General features: G+C 66.0%; 17 protein-coding genes and 1 pseudogene. 7 read left to right on the top strand and 11 right to left on the bottom strand.

All coding sequences use genetic code 11. The features are described from left to right. The first annotated feature begins 12 nt into the window (after positions 1 to 12). Positions 13 to 1,656, top strand: coding sequence for an acyl-CoA synthetase (locus NU1_RS23945; RefSeq protein WP_067524354.1), 1,644 nt, complete (start codon positions 13 to 15; stop codon positions 1,654 to 1,656). 548 nt (positions 1,657 to 2,204) lie between these two features. Here NU1_RS23945 and NU1_RS23940 read toward each other — a convergent pair. Then, on the bottom strand, positions 2,205 to 2,813 hold the full coding sequence (locus NU1_RS23940) for an ester cyclase (protein WP_084521751.1): 609 nt from the start codon (positions 2,811 to 2,813) through the stop codon (positions 2,205 to 2,207). Between the two features lie 163 nt (positions 2,814 to 2,976). Here NU1_RS23940 and NU1_RS41720 point away from each other — a divergent pair. Then, positions 2,977 to 3,144 (top strand): annotated as a pseudogene (locus tag NU1_RS41720) (IS3 family transposase); the annotation flags it as partial. A gap of 33 nt (positions 3,145 to 3,177) precedes the next feature. Next, positions 3,178 to 3,798: a site-specific integrase gene (locus tag NU1_RS23930; protein WP_067524348.1), complete on the top strand. Its 621-nt coding sequence runs from the start codon at positions 3,178 to 3,180 to the stop codon at positions 3,796 to 3,798. 53 nt (positions 3,799 to 3,851) lie between these two features. Here the strand turns inward: NU1_RS23930 and msrB are convergent, their stop codons facing one another. The 4 genes from msrB to NU1_RS23910 all read right to left on the bottom strand — a co-directional run bounded on the left by msrB (position 3,852) and on the right by NU1_RS23910 (position 8,304). After that, complete coding sequence (gene msrB / locus NU1_RS23925) at positions 3,852 to 4,295, bottom strand: peptide-methionine (R)-S-oxide reductase MsrB (protein ID WP_067524346.1); 444 nt, start codon at positions 4,293 to 4,295, stop codon at positions 3,852 to 3,854. A gap of 138 nt (positions 4,296 to 4,433) precedes the next feature. Further along, complete coding sequence (locus tag NU1_RS23920; protein WP_245720280.1) at positions 4,434 to 5,744, bottom strand: glycosyltransferase family 87 protein; 1,311 nt, start codon at positions 5,742 to 5,744, stop codon at positions 4,434 to 4,436. A 157-nt stretch (positions 5,745 to 5,901) separates the two neighbouring features. Beyond that, entirely contained in the window at positions 5,902 to 7,464 is a 1,563-nt protein-coding gene (locus NU1_RS23915; RefSeq protein WP_067524344.1) for an alpha/beta hydrolase, read from the bottom strand. A gap of 66 nt (positions 7,465 to 7,530) precedes the next feature. Continuing rightward, positions 7,531 to 8,304 carry a pyrimidine reductase family protein gene (locus NU1_RS23910; protein WP_067524342.1) on the bottom strand — a complete coding sequence of 258 codons (774 nt, stop codon included), beginning with the start codon at positions 8,302 to 8,304 and terminating at the stop codon, positions 7,531 to 7,533. Between the two features lie 35 nt (positions 8,305 to 8,339). Between NU1_RS23910 and zapE the strand changes: the two genes are divergently transcribed. Beyond that, positions 8,340 to 9,362, top strand: a complete 1,023-nt coding sequence (gene zapE / locus NU1_RS23905; RefSeq protein WP_067524340.1) for a cell division protein ZapE — start codon at positions 8,340 to 8,342, stop codon at positions 9,360 to 9,362. Between the two features lie 253 nt (positions 9,363 to 9,615). Beyond that, complete coding sequence (locus tag NU1_RS23900; protein ID WP_245720279.1) at positions 9,616 to 10,422, top strand: tyrosine-protein phosphatase; 807 nt, start codon at positions 9,616 to 9,618, stop codon at positions 10,420 to 10,422. A gap of 162 nt (positions 10,423 to 10,584) precedes the next feature. Here NU1_RS23900 and NU1_RS23895 read toward each other — a convergent pair whose 3' ends face one another. Then, positions 10,585 to 11,535 carry an oxygenase MpaB family protein gene (locus NU1_RS23895; RefSeq protein WP_067524338.1) on the bottom strand — a complete coding sequence of 317 codons (951 nt, stop codon included), beginning with the start codon at positions 11,533 to 11,535 and terminating at the stop codon, positions 10,585 to 10,587. Between the two features lie 136 nt (positions 11,536 to 11,671). Here NU1_RS23895 and NU1_RS23890 point away from each other — a divergent pair, with 136 nt between their 5' ends. Continuing rightward, positions 11,672 to 12,316 (top strand): TetR/AcrR family transcriptional regulator, encoded by a 645-nt coding sequence (locus NU1_RS23890; RefSeq protein ID WP_067524336.1) that lies wholly within the window; start codon positions 11,672 to 11,674, stop codon positions 12,314 to 12,316. 33 nt (positions 12,317 to 12,349) lie between these two features. On the opposite strand, the gene NU1_RS23885 is transcribed toward NU1_RS23890, so the two are convergent. The 5 genes from NU1_RS23885 to NU1_RS23865 form a co-directional block, all read right to left on the bottom strand. After that, positions 12,350 to 12,850, bottom strand: a complete 501-nt coding sequence (locus tag NU1_RS23885) for a GbsR/MarR family transcriptional regulator (RefSeq protein ID WP_067524334.1) — start codon at positions 12,848 to 12,850, stop codon at positions 12,350 to 12,352. Positions 12,851 to 13,015: 165 nt separating this feature from the next. Continuing rightward, positions 13,016 to 13,801: a DUF2705 family protein gene (locus NU1_RS23880; RefSeq protein ID WP_067524332.1), complete on the bottom strand. Its 786-nt coding sequence runs from the start codon at positions 13,799 to 13,801 to the stop codon at positions 13,016 to 13,018. Between the two features lie 50 nt (positions 13,802 to 13,851). Next, entirely contained in the window at positions 13,852 to 14,739 is an 888-nt protein-coding gene (locus tag NU1_RS23875; RefSeq protein ID WP_067524329.1) for an ABC transporter ATP-binding protein, read from the bottom strand. Between the two features lie 120 nt (positions 14,740 to 14,859). Continuing rightward, a complete protein-coding gene (locus NU1_RS23870; RefSeq protein WP_245720278.1) occupies positions 14,860 to 15,402 on the bottom strand; it encodes a GNAT family N-acetyltransferase in 543 nt (180 codons plus the stop codon). Further along, the gene (locus tag NU1_RS23865) at positions 15,399 to 16,619 is read right to left on the bottom strand and encodes an MFS transporter (RefSeq protein ID WP_067524327.1); all 1,221 of its coding nucleotides are present in this window, start codon (positions 16,617 to 16,619) and stop codon (positions 15,399 to 15,401) included. The genes NU1_RS23870 and NU1_RS23865 overlap by 4 nt, the downstream gene beginning before the upstream one ends. Positions 16,620 to 16,883: 264 nt before the next feature. On the opposite strand from NU1_RS23865, the gene NU1_RS23860 reads away from it, so the two are divergent. Continuing rightward, positions 16,884 to 17,846 (top strand): hypothetical protein, encoded by a 963-nt coding sequence (locus tag NU1_RS23860; RefSeq protein ID WP_245720277.1) that lies wholly within the window; start codon positions 16,884 to 16,886, stop codon positions 17,844 to 17,846. Positions 17,847 to 17,885: the final 39 nt, after the last annotated feature.

Below are 17,885 nucleotides of genomic sequence, written 5' to 3'. Positions count from 1 at the left end.
AGAGACGAATCGATGATGTTTGTTCCGGACTTCGTTTCCGACCGGGTCGGTGAAGTCGCCGAGATGCTGAAAGCCGTCGGACGGCTCCAGGTTCGGGGTCTCATAGATCTGCGGCGCCCGCTCGATGTGGTGAGCCTGGCGCGATTGAATCGGTCCTACGGGCCGCAGGCGGCGGTCGTCATGGGTTCTGCCGCAGCCTATCCCGATGCACCCGCCGTGGCCGATGAGCGTGGGATAATGACCTATCGGGAACTCGACGAGCAATCCAATGCGCTCGGTCGCGGACTGCTCGGCTTGGGGTTGCGACAGGGCGATGTGGTCGGGCTGCTGGCTCGTGACCACCGGGGACTCGCGTTGGCGACCGCCGCGTCAGGCAAGGCCGGACTGCGAATCGCCTTGCTGAACACCGGATTCGCCAAGCCGCAGTTCGCCGAGGTCGCCGAGCGTGAGCAGGTGCGCGCCATCATGTTCGACAGCGAGTTCACCGGGCTGCTCGACGCGCTGCCCGCCACCATGCCGCGCGTGCTGACCTGGGTCGACGAGGGCCACGAGGTGCCGGACGCGGCGGTGCCCATCGAGTCGCTGATCGCGGCCAACAATCCCGAAGCCCTGCCCCCGCCCGCCAAACCGGCCGGGTTCATCATCCTGACCAGCGGCACCACCGGCCTGCCCAAGGGCGCGCCGCGCACCAAGGTGTCGCCGTTCGCGACCGTGCTGGTGGTGGACCGCGTGCCGTTCCCGCGTCGCGGCGCGATGGTGATCGTCTCGCCCATCTTCCACACCACGGGCATGGGCACCTGGACCATCGGTACGGCGCTGGCGAACAAGATCGTCCTCATGCGCCGTTTCGACGCCGAGGCGACGCTGGCGGCCATCGCACAGCACCGCGCCGAGATGCTGGTCGCGGTGCCGACCCAGCTCAACCGCATCCTCGCCCTGGGCCCGGAGATCATCGGCAAGTACGACACATCCTGTCTGCGCACGGTGTTCGTGGCCGGTTCGGCCCTCGCGCCCGAGCTGGCAACGCGTTGGCAGGACACCTTCGGCGAGGTCCTCTACAACGGATACGGCTCGACCGAGGTCGCCATCACCGCCGTCGCGCAACCGCACGAACTGCGTCAGGCCCCCGGCACGGTCGGCCGCGCCCCGGTGACCGCGAAGATCGCGCTCTTCGACGCCGCGGACCGCCGCATCACCGAGCCGAATATCCGAGGCCGCATCTTCGCACGCACCGTAGCCCCTTTCGAGGGCTACACCGACGGCCGCAACAAACAGCTCATCGACGGCTACATGTCCACCGGCGACATGGGTCACTTCGACACCGACGGACTGCTCTTCGTAGACGGCCGCGACGACGACATGATCGTCTCCGGCGGCGAGAACGTCTACCCGCTCGAAGTGGAGAACCTGCTGGCCCGACGCCCCGACATCGACGAGGTCGCCGTGGTGGGTGTGGACGATGCTGATTTCGGAAAACGCCTGCGCGCCTATATAGTTCCGTCCCCCGGCGCGACTCCGGAGCCACAGGACATCAAGAACTACGTCAAGGCCAACCTGGCCCGTTACAAGGTCCCCCGCGACGTCCTGTTCCTCGAGGAGCTACCCCGCAACGCCACCGGCAAAGTGCTGCGCCGCGTACTGGAGCAGCAAGACTGAACTTCCTACGAGCACAAGAATCCGGAGCACGGCCGCCACCCGAGGGTGGCGGCCGTGCTCGCGTACTCCGATCAGGCGGACATCCGTTCGGCTGGTCGGGCGGAATCGTTGGGAAGTGATCGGAATGTGGGTGCCATTTTGCGTTCCATTTTGCGGTCCGAAACGGCATGAATTCATGGGTTCCAGCCAGAACAGATGGGGTGCGTTTGGGATGATGAAATGCCAGGTCAGAATAGGTGAAACTCCCAAGATCGCCCGGTCGCGGAACGATCTTGGGGGTTTTACAAGAATGGGACTCCACTAGTAAGGCAGCCGACTGACAATCTCGGGGATGCCGCCGACGCCGCGCGCCGGCGCCAGCGGGATAGCAATGCGCGCTCCGTGCAGGGTGGGCTTGAGGCTGCCCAGCAGATCGGGTAAATGCCGCAGTGCACGCCGCACGGTAATCGACCATTGGGGAGCGCTGGGAAGCCTTGTCGGACAACAAATCTGAAAGGCCGACCAACGCACGGCCAGTGGCGGGAGTGGACGTTTCCGGGCGTGGTCGTTCAGCCCCGAATCAGGGGCAGGCTCGCGGCCACGCCTTGCACATACGGCGCGATCCGCATCACCACACCCTGCCGATTCGGAATCATCGCAAGCTGTTCCGCGACCTGCAACGGGTCGTACAGACTGCGCAGCGACGCGACCTTGCCGTCTCGGAACCGATAGAAATCGCAACCCTCGAAATCGAACCTCCGATGTGTCGGCGCGAACGACTTCCGTTGCCCCGGCGGGCCCCACGCCAACGGGCCACTGAAATTCCCGAACGTGCGCCACGGCACCACCAGGGTTTCCCCATCCATCCCCAAGCAGAACGGACCCGTCGCGACGAACGCGCAATCAGGAAACGCGATGAACGTCTCCACCATCACCTGACGGAACGCCTCCCGCCCCTGTACGAACCGCCCCAGATTCAGTGGATCGTCCTGCACGAAATCCTCAGTCACCCACGACGCCAACACATCCGGATCATGGTTCTGGTAACCATCGAGAACCCAAGCTAGCGCCCACTCCCGCAATGCCTCGGCCTGCGGAGCCCCACAGCGGCAGCATCTCCCGCAACCGCTCTTCGAAGCCCCGCCCGTATTCCTCGAAGTACTCCGCCGCCTGCGCATCCGATTCAGCGAACGAGAGCGGCGGTGGCCCCTCGGGCAGCCCCAGCCCACTGTTCCGCGCGTACTTGTTCATCCCGAGAGCCTCCGTCCCGACGCGACATAGCGCCGATCGTCAATACTCATTCTCCGCACTGTTGGCAGGGTGTCAACAGCTTGTCGGGCCCCGTGGCGCACTGTCGATCATGTCGAGTTGACCACCGCTGAATGGGTCGATTGGTTCAATCACCGGCGCCTCTATCGCAATTGCGGTGACATCCCACCTGTCGAACTGGAGGCCGCCTACTACGCTCAACAATCAGCTCAGCAAACAGCTGAGCTGTCACACCAATAGGTCTCCGGACTCACCGGGGCGACTCACCTGCGCATGACATTCCAGATGCCGGTCGAGGACGGGTTGCTGGATTTCAACCCTGTCGCCGCGGTGAAATCCAATGGGCGGGTAGGCCCTCGACGGAAGGCGGGACAGGCTGCGGTCAACCCGTACTTCCCGGACGAGCCGCAGCCTTTGACACCCGACGAGATGCGCCGGTACTGGGAGCTGGAAGCGGCACGATTCGCGAATTCCGCCAATCGAACGCCGAAGCGGTACCGGGACTACACGAAGCTGGCGTACGCGCTGGCGGCACGTCCCAGCGAAGCGGTGGCCGTGCGATGGGACGACGTCGACTTCCCCGCGGGAACGGTGACCATCGCCGGAACGATCGTTGATTGCTCGCTGCGGGTGTGGCAGGTCCGCAAGGTCATCGACGATTACCAGCTCGCCGAGCACGAGATCGTTGTGCGTGGCGACTGGCACGAGTTCGACGATCAGGCCGTGGTGACGGTGGCCTTTCGTCAACCGTTCACCAAGACCCGTGGCTCCATGCGGACGATCAAAGTCGACGTTGGCTGTCTCGCGATGCTGCGAGGACGGAAGATCGCGGCGGCGCCGGGGGAGGAGTTGGTCTTTCTGAGCCGGGTCGGCAAGATCCTGCGCGCCAACTGAAAACGTTCACAAAACGTTCACACGGCATCGGCGGGGGACCGAGCTCCGGCGTTCTAGCTGGTAGAACCCTCCGCAGGCCGCAACCGCAACGAAATGGAGTTGATGCAGTACCGCTTGTCCGTGGGCGTGCCGTAACCCTCGCCCTCGAACACGTGGCCCAGATGGCTGTGGCAGTTGGCGCACAGGACCTCCACCCGGGGCATGCCGAGGCTGTTGTCGGCACGCAGGATTACCGCCTCGGATTTCGCCGGATCGAAGAAGGACGGCCAGCCGCACTGGGAGTGGAATTTCTCGGTGCTGCGGAACAGTTCGGCTCCGCAGGCCCGGCATTCGTAGATGCCCTCGGTCTCGGTATCGGTGTATTCGCCGGTGAACGCGCGCTCGGTACCGGCCTCGCGCAGGACGCGGTACTCGTCCGGTGAGAGCCGGGTGCGCCATTCCTGCGGCGTCAGATGGATACGCGGAGCCGGTAGCGAAGTATCAGCGTCGGAACTCATGCTGGTCCGCCTCTCTGCGAGTTCAGCGCCCGGCCGAGAGCCGTCGACCGTCGTGCGCGCGTGCCCGCGGTTGGTGCCGATCCGATTCTGAGCGTACCCAAGGAGTGACCCCGATCCTCAAACAATTCAGTTGTCGCGTCACGAAGTGGAGGGCTGAGTGGTCGGCACGGCAACCACTTCACGCGCATGTCCATTGCGGGAGGTATCCTCGTGCACCGCATCGGCTTCCGGGTGCATCCACGCGGGATCGAGGGTCTGGCCTTCGCGCAGTCGGCCCTCACGCCGGGCTGCCAGGTACCGGTCGCCGAGCACGCAGAACACCACGATCAGCAGCAGGCCCCAGCCGAAGGTCGTGCGCAGGTATTCCAAGGTCCGTCCGCTGCTCTGCCAGCGATCCGAGAGCCACTTGTCGTAGGACATGAATCCGAAGATCGCCACCCACGCGGGCCAGTTCCGCAGCACCGAATTGCGCAGCACGACGGTCATCAGGAACGGGAACACCAGCATCGAGTAGTACATCTGGCCGAGCGAGCTGAGCAGGAACGTTCCGGTCAGCAGCAGCCCGGAGCTGGTGCAGATGAAGAACACCTCGTCATCGCGGTAGTACCGGTACAGCAGCCACAGCGAGATCAGTACGAGTGCGGCGAGACTCAGGCGGATGATCCACGTCAGCCAGTCCGCGACGCCGTAGTACGCGGCATTGCCGACAATGGCGCTGTTGAAGTAGTCCCGCGTTTCGGACAGGTAGGGCAGCGTGTGGGTCCAGAATTCCTTCCAGTCCACAATCAGCGGCCAGGCGATGAGGTTGAGCGCCACCGGCACCGCGATGGCTGTGGGGAACACCTTCCACTGCCCGCGCACCAGGGCGATCAACAGCAGGGGCGCGAGAATCGGTCCCTTCACCGCTATCGCCAATCCCATGATCACGCCCGCCCACAGGTCTCGGCGCTGCAACAGCAGGTGGATGAACACCACCTCCGCCAAGAGGATGCACCCGTTGACATTGGTGAATACCAGCGTGTTGATCACGGTCTCGGACATGAACATGGCCAGCAGCAGTGCGGGCGCGGCCACCGAATTCACCGTGAAGTTGAACAGCCGCAGCAGCAGATACGCGGCGAGGATGATCGCCGCGGCATTGAGCAGGATGAAGCACCAGCGCGACCGCTCGGGATCGAGGATCGCCAAGGGCGCGATGAGCAGCGTTCCGCTCGGTGGGTACAGATAGTGCGGGTCGGTCGAGTCGAAATTGGCGGTGTAGATCGCCTTGTGGTTCAGGAACGCCAGCGACGCGTTGTAGACCGGTCGGAAGTCATCGGTAATGCTGCCGTTGACTGCCTTGATGAACACGCGATTCAGCACGGTCAAGATCGCGATTGGCCACAGCGCGAAGTTCAGGACCTCTGAGGTGGTCCGAGCGGTGCGGGGCTCGAGCTGACGAAGGAACACTGGGGCACGGTACACCGGAACCCGCCGTCATAGGTGCGGGGACCCGCCGTAAGCGGCCCATGGCACACATTCCGCGACCCGGTGCCGAGTCCCGGTCCTGACCGGGCGGATGCCCACGAGACAAGCTGTCCAGTTCGGTTGACCATGACACAGGTCGTCAAGCCGGGCAGGCGGTTCCGTCAGCGGGCAGTTTCGCGTCCGTCAGATAGTCCGCCACATTCTGCTGCGCGCACGAGGAATGCGCGACGGCCGGATGCCCCCAGCCCTGCCATTCCACGGTCGCGGTGGGTGCCCCGGCCGCGCGGAGCGCACCGGTCACCGTCGGCCGCCCCTCGGCACCTGCCACCGGGTCGGCCTTGGCGCCGAGCACCAGGGTCGCCAATTCGAACTTCTTCGGCATCGCCTGCGGCGCGGATGCGGGCCACGCCGAGCAGGCCATCAGATCGATGGCCGCCACCCGCCCGAATACCGGGAACTGGGTGCCCCAGGTGTCCTGCAGCTCCTGTGCGCGCGCGGGCGTGGCCGGTTGCGAGGTGTCGCTGCACCGGTTCACGAATACGCCATCATTGGCAATGGCCGCACCCGCCCGCCGCACCAGCGGTCCGATCGGTCCGCGATCCCCACGCCCCAATGCCGAAAGGGCATCGGCGAATTCGGTGATGTAGCTGTTCTGCAGGGGCCGCGGATCGCCGAGGAAATCGTTCAGGGTCGTCACCAGCGCTGCCGCCGACAGCTCCCCGAACTCGCCGCGGCCCGCCCGATTCACCAACTCGGTAATGGCCGCGCGCGGATCATCGCCCAGCGAACACCCCAGTGAGACGCACCGCTGCGCGAAGGCCGTGAGCGCGGCCTCCGACCCCTTCACCCGCTGCTCGGCCAGCCCGACGGCATCGGTATTGACGGCCCCCGGCGAATCGACCACCAGGCGCGCCAGATGGTCGCCGTACTTGCGCGCATAGGCCAGCGCGATTTTCGAACCACTGCCGGAAGCCAGTAGCGCGATGTGCTCCACCTGCCACTGTCGCCGCAGCTGTTCGATGTCATCGGCGGCATGCGCGGCATCGAAGGTGCCCTGCCCCGGTTGCAGATAGTCCTGGCAGGAAATGGTGGCGTCCTGGCTCAGCCCGGCCACGGCCTGCACCGGATCGCTTGCGTCCGGACTGAATTGGGCCTGATCGGTCATCGGCTGGCGCACATCGCTGCCCAGGCAGTTGATCGGTTCCGAACTTCCGATACCGCGCCGATCGACCGCCACAATGGGGCGCGTCGACAGTATCGGTCCGGCCGGTCCGGCCGCGAGGCCCGCGAGGGTGGCGGTCGAGGCGCGATCGGATCCGGAGGTCAGCACCAGCGGTGCCGCGTCCATCGGTGTCCGGTCGAACCGCGCGCGCATGGCGGCGGTGCGGAAGTTGCCGCCGACACCGCCGGTGGCGTCGACCTGCGTGGTGTATTCCGCGCACTCCAGGATCAATCCGGCGGGCGGTGTGCCGAGGGACAGCAGATTGAAGCTGGGTACCGTGCAATCGCGCCAGGCGAGATCGCTTTTCGGCACCTCGGGTGTGGGGGCTTCGGGTTCGGTGGGCGCGGAGGTCGCCGCGTCCCCGGCCTGATGCGGTCGCTCCACGGCGACGGCGGGGCGGTCCGACGGCCCGGCACCGCAGCCGGTGGTCACCAGGATCGAAAGTGTCGACGCCAGCAGAGCGGCCCGAGTCCAGCGCATGCGCTACAGCCTGCCAGGTCCGGCGACCGGTTTCAGCTCTGGGTGTGTGCGGGCTTGTCGCGGACGTCAACAGCGCGGGTGGCCGCGCTCCCATCTGGTGAGCATGGTGCCGTCGTCGGCGATCAGCAGATGACGGCAGGACATGGCGGTGGGCATTGCGTTGGGCGACAGCGCGATTCGCCGCCCCGGGCCGCCGACCAGCAGTGGGGCCACGGTCAGGCAGAGATCGTCGACGGACTCGGCCTCGATGAGGTCACCGAAAAGCGCCGGGCCGCCCTCACACAGCACGCGGCGCAGTCCGCGCGCGGCCAGTGCGGCGCGAATACCGCTGGCGGTGCAGGCGGTCTCGCCCGCTTCGACCACTTCGGCTCCGGCGTCGGCGAGTATTTTCTTGCGATCGGCGGGCGCGTCGGCCGTGGTGAGAATCAGCGGGTGCGCACCGGAATCGGTGAACAGCCGACTGGTCGGATCGAGTGCGGCACCGGCGGTGACCACGGCGATGCGTGGCGGCGCGCCGTCCGGGTGCCCGCCGAAGCCGTGGTGGTGCAGCCGAATTCGCAGGTGGTCATTGGTGTGGGCAGCCCCGTAGTTCTCCGCTCGCGCCGTTCCCGCCCCGACCAGCACCACATCGGCCAGGTCACGCAGCAGGTGGAAGACGCGTTTATCGGCGGGCGTGCCCAGCCCGCCGGATCGTCCGTCCAGCGTGGCGGCCCCGTCGATGCTGGTGACGAAGTTGACGCGCATCCACGGCCGGTCCAACCGTGCCGGGTACGCGTACATGCCCACCAGTTGTTCATCGCCGAGATCTGCGAGCTGGGTCACATTGGGGATACGCTGCATGACTGTCCATCACACCACGTCAGTACGCTACGCGCGTGCAACAACGCCTCGTCGATCGCCATCCGGAGGTTCCGGCAGATCAGCTCGTCGCTCAGATGGTGCCTCCGCCCACCTTCGACGAGGTGAGCTTCGCCTCCTACATCCCGGACCCGAAGGAGCCCTCGCAGGCCGCCGCGGTCCGCAAGGCCGAGGACTTCGCCCTCCAGGTCAATAAGATTCACAAGGCGGTGAACAAGAAGGGCCTCTTCGGTAAGAAGAAGCAGATCGACGGCGCGGGCCTCTACCTCGACGGCGGGTTCGGCGTCGGTAAGACCCACCTGCTCGCATCGATCTTCCACAGCTCTCCGGCCCCGAAGTCGTTCGGCACCTTCGGCGAGGTCACCAACCTGGTGGGTGCGCTCGGCTTCAATAATGCCGTCGAGCGCCTGTCGGCCAATAGCGTGCTGTGTATCGACGAATTCGAGCTCGATGATCCGGGCGACACCATGCTGGTTTCGCGGCTGCTGAGCGAGCTCACCGCGCGCGGCGTTTCGGTGGTCGCCACCTCCAATACCCTGCCCGGCCAGCTCGGTGAGGGCCGCTTCGCCGCCTCGGATTTCATGCGCGAGATCAAGAAGCTGGGTTCGCTGTTCGAGGCCGTGCGCGTCGACGGCCCGGACTACCGCCACCGCGACCTGCCGCCCGCCCCGGATCCGACCGCACCCGAGCTGCTGACCGAGAAGGCCGCCGCCACACCGAATTCCACGCTCGACGATTTCGACGCGCTGTGCAAGCACCTGAGCACCCTGCACCCGTCGCGCTACAACGCGCTCATCAGCGGAGTGTCGGCGGTATTCGTCTCCGGTGTGCATCCGGTGAGCGATCAGGCGGTGGCGCTGCGCATCGTGGTGCTGGCCGACCGGCTCTACGACGCGGGCACCCCGGTGACGGTGTCGGGTGCGAAGCTCGATGAGATCTTCACCCAGGAAATGCTCGACGGCGGATACCGCAAGAAGTACCTGCGTGCCATCTCCCGTCTGCTGGCGCTGTCGCGCTTCGCGGAGCCAGCCGCCTCCTGATCCATCCCTGTCACTCGGTGGCTCACCCCGTCATCCGGGGCGTCGTCGTCCCGGTGGGCTCAGCTCGTTGTCCGGAACGCCGTCATCCGGCGGCCTCGCCCCGTCATCCCGGCGTGCTTTTGGCCGGGATCCACAGCTTCGGATGGGCTGAACTGGCGGTATGTGGACCAGTAATGCCATCCGGTAGTTTGCCAAGGTATTGCTGATCCCGTGGTTCGGGCGCGCGTCCACGGCTGATTCTCGAGAGGAAACCGTGCTACGCAACCGAGCTTTCCAGGCCGTCGCGGCAATCACCGTGGGCTTGTCGGCAACCGCCGGATCGATGGGCACCGCCCTGGCCGTCGACCCGCCGGCCGCGACCAGCAGTGTCGTCGTCGATACCGATAGCCGTTCCCTGCACCTGCAGGGCGTGCTCAACGCGCGCGACGCGGGCGGCTACCGCACCACCGACGGCCACAGCGTGCGCACCGGCCTGGTCTATCGCAGCGGCGACCTGAGCAAGGCCACCGACGCGGATCTGGCCGACCTCACCGGTCGCGAGGTGAAGGTCGTCGACGACCTGCGCACCTCGTTCGAACGGGCGATGTCTCCGGACCGCGTCCCCGCGGGCGCGCAGGAGAACGTCGACGACATCATCGGCCAGGCCCCGCCGCAGGTGCTGGCCTCCACGCTGTCGGCCGGGTCGGACCTCTACCGCGCCTTCATCACCGCCCCCGGCGCCAATGACGGCTTCGCGAATGTGCTGCGCGATATCGCCTATTCCGACGGTTCGGTGCTGTTCCACTGCACCGCGGGCAAGGACCGCACCGGCTGGACCGCAGCCGTCCTGCTGACCATCCTCGGCGTTGATCGCGACACCGTCATGTACGACTACCTCCTGTCGAACTACTACCGCGGCGCGAGCGAGAACGACGCCCTCAATGGCGTGGTCGCCTCGGCCCTGGACGCTTCCTTCGATCAGGTGGATAAGAGCTACGGCAGCTTCGACAACTATGTGCGCGACGGTCTGCAGCTCACCGACGGCGATATCACCGCACTGAAGTCGAAACTGCTGGCGTAACAGGCGGTTTCGACGCCGTAGCGAAATGTCATGTCCCCCGTCATGCCGGCGTGCTTGTGGCCGGAATCCACCCTGCGTCGACAGGTGTGGATCCCGGCCGAAACATGCCGGGATGACGAGCGGGCCGCGCTGGCTGGCTTCCGCGACAGGACGAGCGGGGCGCTAGCTGGCTTCCGCGACCGCCTGATGGGCGCTGCCCCGCAAGCTGTACAGCTCCCGAGCCTGCGCGGGAGTGATGGTCTCCAACTTGGCGGGTAGCTCCTTGCTCAAGTGCTGCTCGAGAATCTTTCCCGCCATCGGCGCGATGAACGGCGCGGCCAGGAGGAGGCCGAGCGAGCCGAACAGCGTGGTCGCCCAGACAATGAGCCGCGCGGGAATCCGGACAGCGAGATCCACGATGCGCGGCATATTGAAGCGACCGAGCTTGCGCATCCACTTCGGTGTCAGTGGCGAGGATGCCAGCGAAAGTATCCGAGCGCCGAGGGCATACGCCAGGCCCGCGCCATTCTTCGGCGAGGTCCGCACGAGCTGGTCGATACCTTCCTGTGCGCGTTCGGAATTGCACAGCCGCGACCGCACCTGCTCGTAGTACGCCCGCACCTGTTCACGCGAGCGCGGAACGTCCTCCACCTTGCAGGTCTGCAATTCGGCGGCGATGGCGCACTCCTCCCAGAAGCGCTGCTCTTCCTCCGGGGTCAGCCCCGGCCCGTACACCTCGTAGGCCTTGAGTACCGAATGCCAGCCGGTGATGTGAATCCACAGCTGGGTTTCGGGGCTGTTCGCGGCGTAGCGCTGCCCGGTAATGGGTTCGATCCCGGTCATCGGGGCGTGCACCTGCATCAGGTGCTCGGAGGCCTGGATGGCGGTGCGCCCATCGCCGATGGCGACGAGCAGGAAGTAGGCGAAGGTGTGGTCGAGTCGCGAGCGCGGATCGGTGTAGATGCCGCGCGAATCGGCCACCGCCGCGGTCAGGAACGGGTCGAAATGCTCGAGGACGACCGCGCGCTGGAAGCCGATCACGGCCGTAGGTGAGGTCCACACCTTCCAGCTGGGGGAATCGGGGCCGAAGAATCCGTAGTCGTCCCGGCGAAGTGTGGTCGGATCGAAGCCCATCGGCTGCTCCCTTGTGCGGTGTGCCCGTGAATACAACGCAACCGTAGCAATTGGATGCGTTCAATACAACGGTCCCGTAGGATTCGTTTCGGAGAGCGGGGAGTGACACCATGGTCGGCGTGGAGGAGAAGCAGCTGTGACGACATCGCGCACCGCGGCGGAACGACCGCGCCGTCGTTACGCCCCACGCCTGCCTCCGGAGCAGCGCCGTGCCCAATTGCTCGACGCCGCATACGCGGTGCTGAGTCGAGTGGAGCTGCACGAGCTGAGCATGGAGGCGGTCGCCCAGCAGGCGGGCGTGGGAAAACCGGTGCTCTACACCGTATTCAAGACCCGTGCCGATGTGGTCGAGGCGTTATTGGAGCGCGAGCGTGAACTCGGTCTGGAGCAGGTGGCCGATACGCTGCCGACCGATCTCGTCGGCGCGGACCCGGTTCTCGCCGCCTCGTCGACGGTGGCGGCGTTCGTCGCTGTGGTGCTGGAGAATCCGACGCGCTGGCGTCTGATCCTGACCTCACCCGGCAGCGCGCCGGAGGAATACCGTGCGGCCCTGCGCAGTTCGCGCACCGGCATCTTCGATCAGGCCGAGGCACTGGTGCGGATGGGTTCGACCCTCGACCCGCGGTGGGCGGCAATGGATTCCGGCCTGCTCGCGAATTCGCTACTCACCATTGCCGAAATGCTCGGCCGACTCGCGGTGAGTGAACCGGCCGAATATCCCAAGGAGCGACTGGAGGATTTCGTCCGCTCGATCGTCCAGATGCTGAGCGGAGTTTCCTGACCGAGTCGCCCCCACTACTTCGCACTGCTGCCGTTACTTCGCACCGCTGCCGTGTTCGGCGTCCCACCGGTCCAGTAGCGCGGGCATCTCCTTGCCCATCCAGACGAAGAAATCGTGCATATCCCGGACCCGCGCGGCATCGCGGCCGTTCGGATCGCTGAACAGCGCCAGTCCGCGCGAGGTCGTCTCGGTGAGGTTCGTGTACATGCTGCTCTGCTGTCGGGTGAGTTCGGGCAGAATCCCGGGGCGAACGGAGTAGTAGTCACGCCGATCGCCCGGTTTGGAGACCTTATCGACCCAGCGCATGGTGGTCAGCGTCTTCAATGAGCTGGAGATGGAGCCCTTGGAAGCCTGGAGCGCTTCGGCGACCTGGTTGAAGGTCTGCTCCGGCGGGTCGCAGACCAACAGCCAGGCGACCGTGCGGCCGACCATGCGCACCAGGCCCATGCGTTCGAGGACGAGCGCGAAATCCTCCACGAAGGCGAGTTGAGCATCGCTGGGGGTGGTGGACGGCTCGGGGGTTGCGCTGGTCATGGGACGATTATCCTTCCGATTGATACGGCTGTGCGGAGCGGGTTCCACAGACCCGCCCTCCGGTGCTGCGGCCGTGCGGGGCGGGGTTCCGGAGAACCCCGCCCCGCCCCCGCTGTTGGGGTTTCAGGGGCGAAGCCCCTGAGAATTCCCAAAGAGTTGGGCAATTCAGACCGCGAGATCACGGCGGTCGAAGAGCGCCAGCGCCACCCCCACCGCAGCGGCGATGAGTACCACCAGTACACCCAGGTATCCGATGTTCCAGCCGTTCATCAGCGGCGAGTCACCGATGGCGTAGTAGAACGGCGACAGCTTGCGCAGCCACCCGGCCCCGTCGCTCATGGCGCCCAGGTTATTGGCGAGGTACCCGGCAGCCGCCACGAGCGCCGCCACTCCGAGGGTGAGGGTGCGCCGTCCGGTCGCGGCGCCGACCAGCAGGGTGACCCCACCTACAGTGAGGGCGAGCAGGCCGACTCCGGCGGCGGCGGCCAGAATGTTCCCCGCCGGGATTTCCATATTCGCGGACTGTGCCCCGACCAGCACGCTGAGCCCGAAGATCGTGGTCACGATTGCGGTCTGCGCGGCCAGGGCGGCGAAACGCTGCAGGAGTAGCCCGGTCCGGCTGATCGGCTGCGCCAGTAGCAGATCGAGGGTGCCGCTCTCCTCCTGCGAGGCGCTGCGGCCGGCGAAGGTAATGGCGAAGATGACCATCAGCAGCGGGCCCATCAGGGCGAACATGGTCGAGTGCAGATACCCGGCGGCGGCGCCGCCGACATCTCCCATGCCGAGGGCGTCGTAGATGCCGCCGCCCTTGATGTTGTCGAGGGTCCCCTGCTCCTTGAATGTCGAGTAGGACGGGACATAGATCATGGGCACCGCGAACAGTGCGATCGACCAGCCGATCAGGCCGCGGCGCTGTTCCTCGAGGGTCTGGGTGAAGACCGAACGGGTCATGTCGAAATCTCCTGTGCGAAAGCGGTCTGGTGGTATCGGGGGTGAGGGGTTCAGCGGCCGTAGAGGCTGAAGAACATCTCCTCGAGGTCGGGTTCGGTGGACAGCACGCTGATGAGCGGGTATTTGGCCGCCATCTTGAACAGGGCGTCCACTTCACCTTCGGTGGTGCAGTACAGGGTGCGGTCCTCGATGCGCAGATCGCGCACACCGGGCAGGCGCGCGAAGTCGTCGGCGAAGATATCCACGCCGAAGGTGATTTCCACGGTGCGCGGAGCTCGCCGCCGCAGATCCTCCACATTCTCGGTGCCGAGCAGCTGCCCGGCGCGCATGATGACGGCGCGGTCGGCGCTCTGCTGCACTTCGGTGAGGATGTGCGAGGACATGAATACCGTCTGTCCGTTGTCCTTGGCCTCGGAGACGAGGTTCAGGAAGCGTTGCTGCAGCAGCGGGTCCAGCCCGGAGGTGGGCTCATCGAGAATGAGCAGATCCGGTCGGTGCATGAACGCGGCGATTATCCCGACCTTCTGCTTATTGCCCTTGCTCATGGTCCCGACCTTCTTGGCCAGGTCCAGATCCAGCAGCACCGCCAGTTCCTCGATGCGCTCGGCCGGCACGGTTCCGTGCTGATCGGCGAGGAAGGTCAGCAGATCCCGCGCGGTATTGCGGCCCTCCATGGAGAGCTCGCCGGGCAGGTAGCCGATGCGCCTCCGTAGCTCCGCCCCGCCCTTGCGCGGATCGGTGCCGAACACCTCGACGCGTCCGGCGGTCGGCCGGATGAGGTCGAGCAGGATCCGGATGGTGGTCGACTTCCCGGCGCCGTTGGGGCCGAGGAAGCCGAAAACCTCACCTTGGGCGACCTCGAGATCGAGGTCGGTCAGGGCGGCATGTTTGCCGTAGTGCTTGGTGAGACCTTCGACGCGGATGGCGGGGACAGTCATTTCAACTCCTTCGATGCTACCCACACCATGTTCTGTAGGTGCGATGTGTTCAGTAAACATTGAACACATAGAACATGTCAAGAGGCGGTTGTGCGAGGAAAGGGCGAGAGCGCTAGGGGGTCAGAACGGGCGCTGCATGACGTAGTCGCTGTGCAGCTGAGCACCCACCAGAAATGTCTTGGTGCCGACCACGGTGAAGCCGTGCTTGCCGTAGAAGCGTTGGGCGCGAACGTTTTCTTGGTTCACGCCGAGCCATACTCCGGCCTTGCCGTCGGCGCGCGCGGTGTCGAGCGCGGCGGCCATGAGCGCGCCGGAGACGCCACTGCCGTGCTGTCCCGGCAGCACGTACATCTTGCTGAGTTCGAGCACCGGACGCAGGGTGACCGCGGCGGCCACATTCGGGTCGGCGGGTTCGGTGGCGACCAGCAGGCTGTAGCCGACAATGCGGTCGCCGTCCATGGCCTTGAGCACCGTGTGGGTGGGGTCGGCGAGGTACTCGGTGAACCGTTCGGGGGATAGGACATCGGCGATGAAGGCGGCGATATCGGCCGGAGTGGAGCCCGGCGGGCAGGCGAGGGGGAAGGTCGCGGCGGCGACCGTACTCAGTTCCGCAATGTCGCGCGTGACGGCGTGGTCGACCGTCACCAGGGAGTTGCTGCTCACTTGTCCAGTGAAACATGGCCGTCTGACGGTATCGGCGTGACGCCTGCCGTTGCGCGCGAATGGAACACACGCGCGAAGCCCAGCAGGACGGCCGCGAAGACCAGCGAGAGCGCGAACCCGACGCGCTGGCTCACCACGCTCGCGAGCACGCCGATCACCGCGCCGCCGACCAGGGTGCCCGCATAGTTGAACAGGTTGAGTCGGGCGATGAGCGCGTCCAGGGCGCGTCCGCTGGTGAGTCGACCGGCCTCGGCGAAGGCCAGGGGAGCGATGACCGGGAGCCCGATTCCGGCGATCAGGAATCCGATAATCGCGACCGTGGATCCGGGCGCGACGACCACGATGCCCAATCCGACCGTCCCGAGCGCGGCCGCCGCGCGCACCACCGCGCGCGGGCCGAAGCGCCGCACCCAGAAGTCGCCGGTGAGCCGACCGGCCAGTGAGGCGCCCTGGTAGGCGGCCAGCGCCAGCGCCGCCGTCGATGAGGTGGCGAGCAGTTCATCCTTCAGATACAGCGCCGACCAGTTGCCCACCGAGAAGTCGACGGCGAATACCAATGCCACCACCACACCGAAGGCCAGGAAAAGTCGAACCGGGACAGCGCCGGTCGGTTCCCGTTCGGCCGGGCCCGCCTCGGCCTGCTGCGCCCCCAGTAGTCGTGGGCCGACCAGCAGCGCCGCGACCAGCACCAGCGCCGCGGCCGCCAGGAACGATTGCCGCAGTGTCACTTCGAGTTTCTCGCAGGCCGATACGAACAGTGCCCCGAGGATGGCCCCGGCGCTCCAGGCCGCGTAGAACGACGACAGAATGAAGCGGCCGTAGCCGTGCTGGATGAATACCGCCTGCATATTCGTCCCGGCATCGACCATGCCGACCACGAGCCCGTAGCAGGCCAGCGCCACGAAAATGCCGACCTTGTTCGGCGACATCGCGATACCCACACCGGCGATCGCGATGAGCGTCAGCCCGATACGCAGCGCGGTGCGACTGGACCAGCGCAGTGCCAGCCGTTCCGCCAGCAGGCTGCCCATCCCCGCGATCACCGACACCATCACCACCGAGGCCACGATCTCGCCCTCGGAGAGATCGAAATGGTCGCGTTGCTGCGGAAGTTCGGTCAAAACCACGGCCAGGAAGAAGCCCTGCAGGCCGAATGCCACCGAATTGGCTGCTCGCGCCGCCCGGAGCTGCGGAAACGGGAGTACCTGCGACGCCATCTCGAAAGGGTATCCGCCGCAACACCGTCCGGTATCGGCTCTGGGGATTACATTTCGCACCTTCGATGATCACGTCCACCTCGCGATCGGGTAACGAAAGTAGGCACTGAAGGGTGAGGGCCCCGGTACGCTGCGGCACTCTGGAAGTACGGCATGGGCTGGATGGTTTTCCGAGCAGACGGGAAGCGGCCCACGCCGTGAGTGGCTGGGGCGGTGATCGTGTTGAACACGAGGCGAGTTGAGGTTCCGCGTGGACGGGCTGCGGTGCTCGCAGACCCGGTGCCCGCTGAAGGTGTCGAATCACGAACAGAGCGGACCGAACTCCGAACCGAACGTGGTGAACGTCGAACGACCGATGTGGAGGCGCGTGGGCATCTGCCGGGCGCGGTGTGCCGCAGACCCGGATGCGCCGATTGCCGGTGGGACGAGCAGCGGCTCAAATACTGGCTGCGCGGCCGCCTGCTGGCCGCCGGTGCTGAGGAAGCCCAGGTGGATGCTACATTCGGCACGCTGAAGCCGGATGTGCTGTGGCGGCGCGGCGATCGGGTGTGTGCGATCCAGATATGCAGCGCCGTACCGGAGCTCACCCAGGCCCGCCAGCGCACCGCCGCCCTGAAGGCCGCCGGATGTACCGAGGTGCTGTGGCTGTGCCCGCCCGGCTGGCACACCTCACACCTGCCCTCCCTGGCGCTGGCCGATTTCGCACCCGCGGACTGTGATTACCGCGCGGTGGTCGGTCAGCTCGCCGCTGGGCCGGGCGGATTGGCCACTCCCAGTGAAACCCCCTGGGAGATAAGAAACTTCATGACGGACTGGGTCGCGGGCGAGGTGGCCTTCGGGTACCGCGACGAACACACGGGAGGATGGGCGACGGTGACCGACTGGGAACGTCATACCCGCACGCAGGCCGCTGTCATCGCACGGCAGCGCCGAGAGCTGATGAACCAGCGCACCGCACTCGCCCTGGCCCGCAAGGCCGCGCGCGAGAAGGCCAAACAACTCCTGAAGGCCACCTACCGCCTCGACCGCGCCGAATCGGCCGTCCAACAGCACGCCGACGATCTCGCCCTGGCACAACGCCGCATCGCCGACCACGATCGAGTGGACGCGACGCTGCGCCTGACGGTCAGGGGGCAGAAGCAGGCGCTGGTGCACTGGCAGCTGATCGCCTGGTTCGCACTCATGGTGATCGTGACATTCCTGGCAGCGGCCTTCGTCGTCCTCTGACTCGGAGCGGGCATCGCCGCGCGTACGCACCACAGCGGC

This window comes from Nocardia uniformis NBRC 13702, assembly GCF_001613345.1.
In the GTDB taxonomy this organism is placed as follows: domain Bacteria; phylum Actinomycetota; class Actinomycetes; order Mycobacteriales; family Mycobacteriaceae; genus Nocardia; species Nocardia uniformis.
Note: the sequence above shows the minus strand (reverse complement) of the source record. Positions and strands in the feature narration are given on the sequence as shown.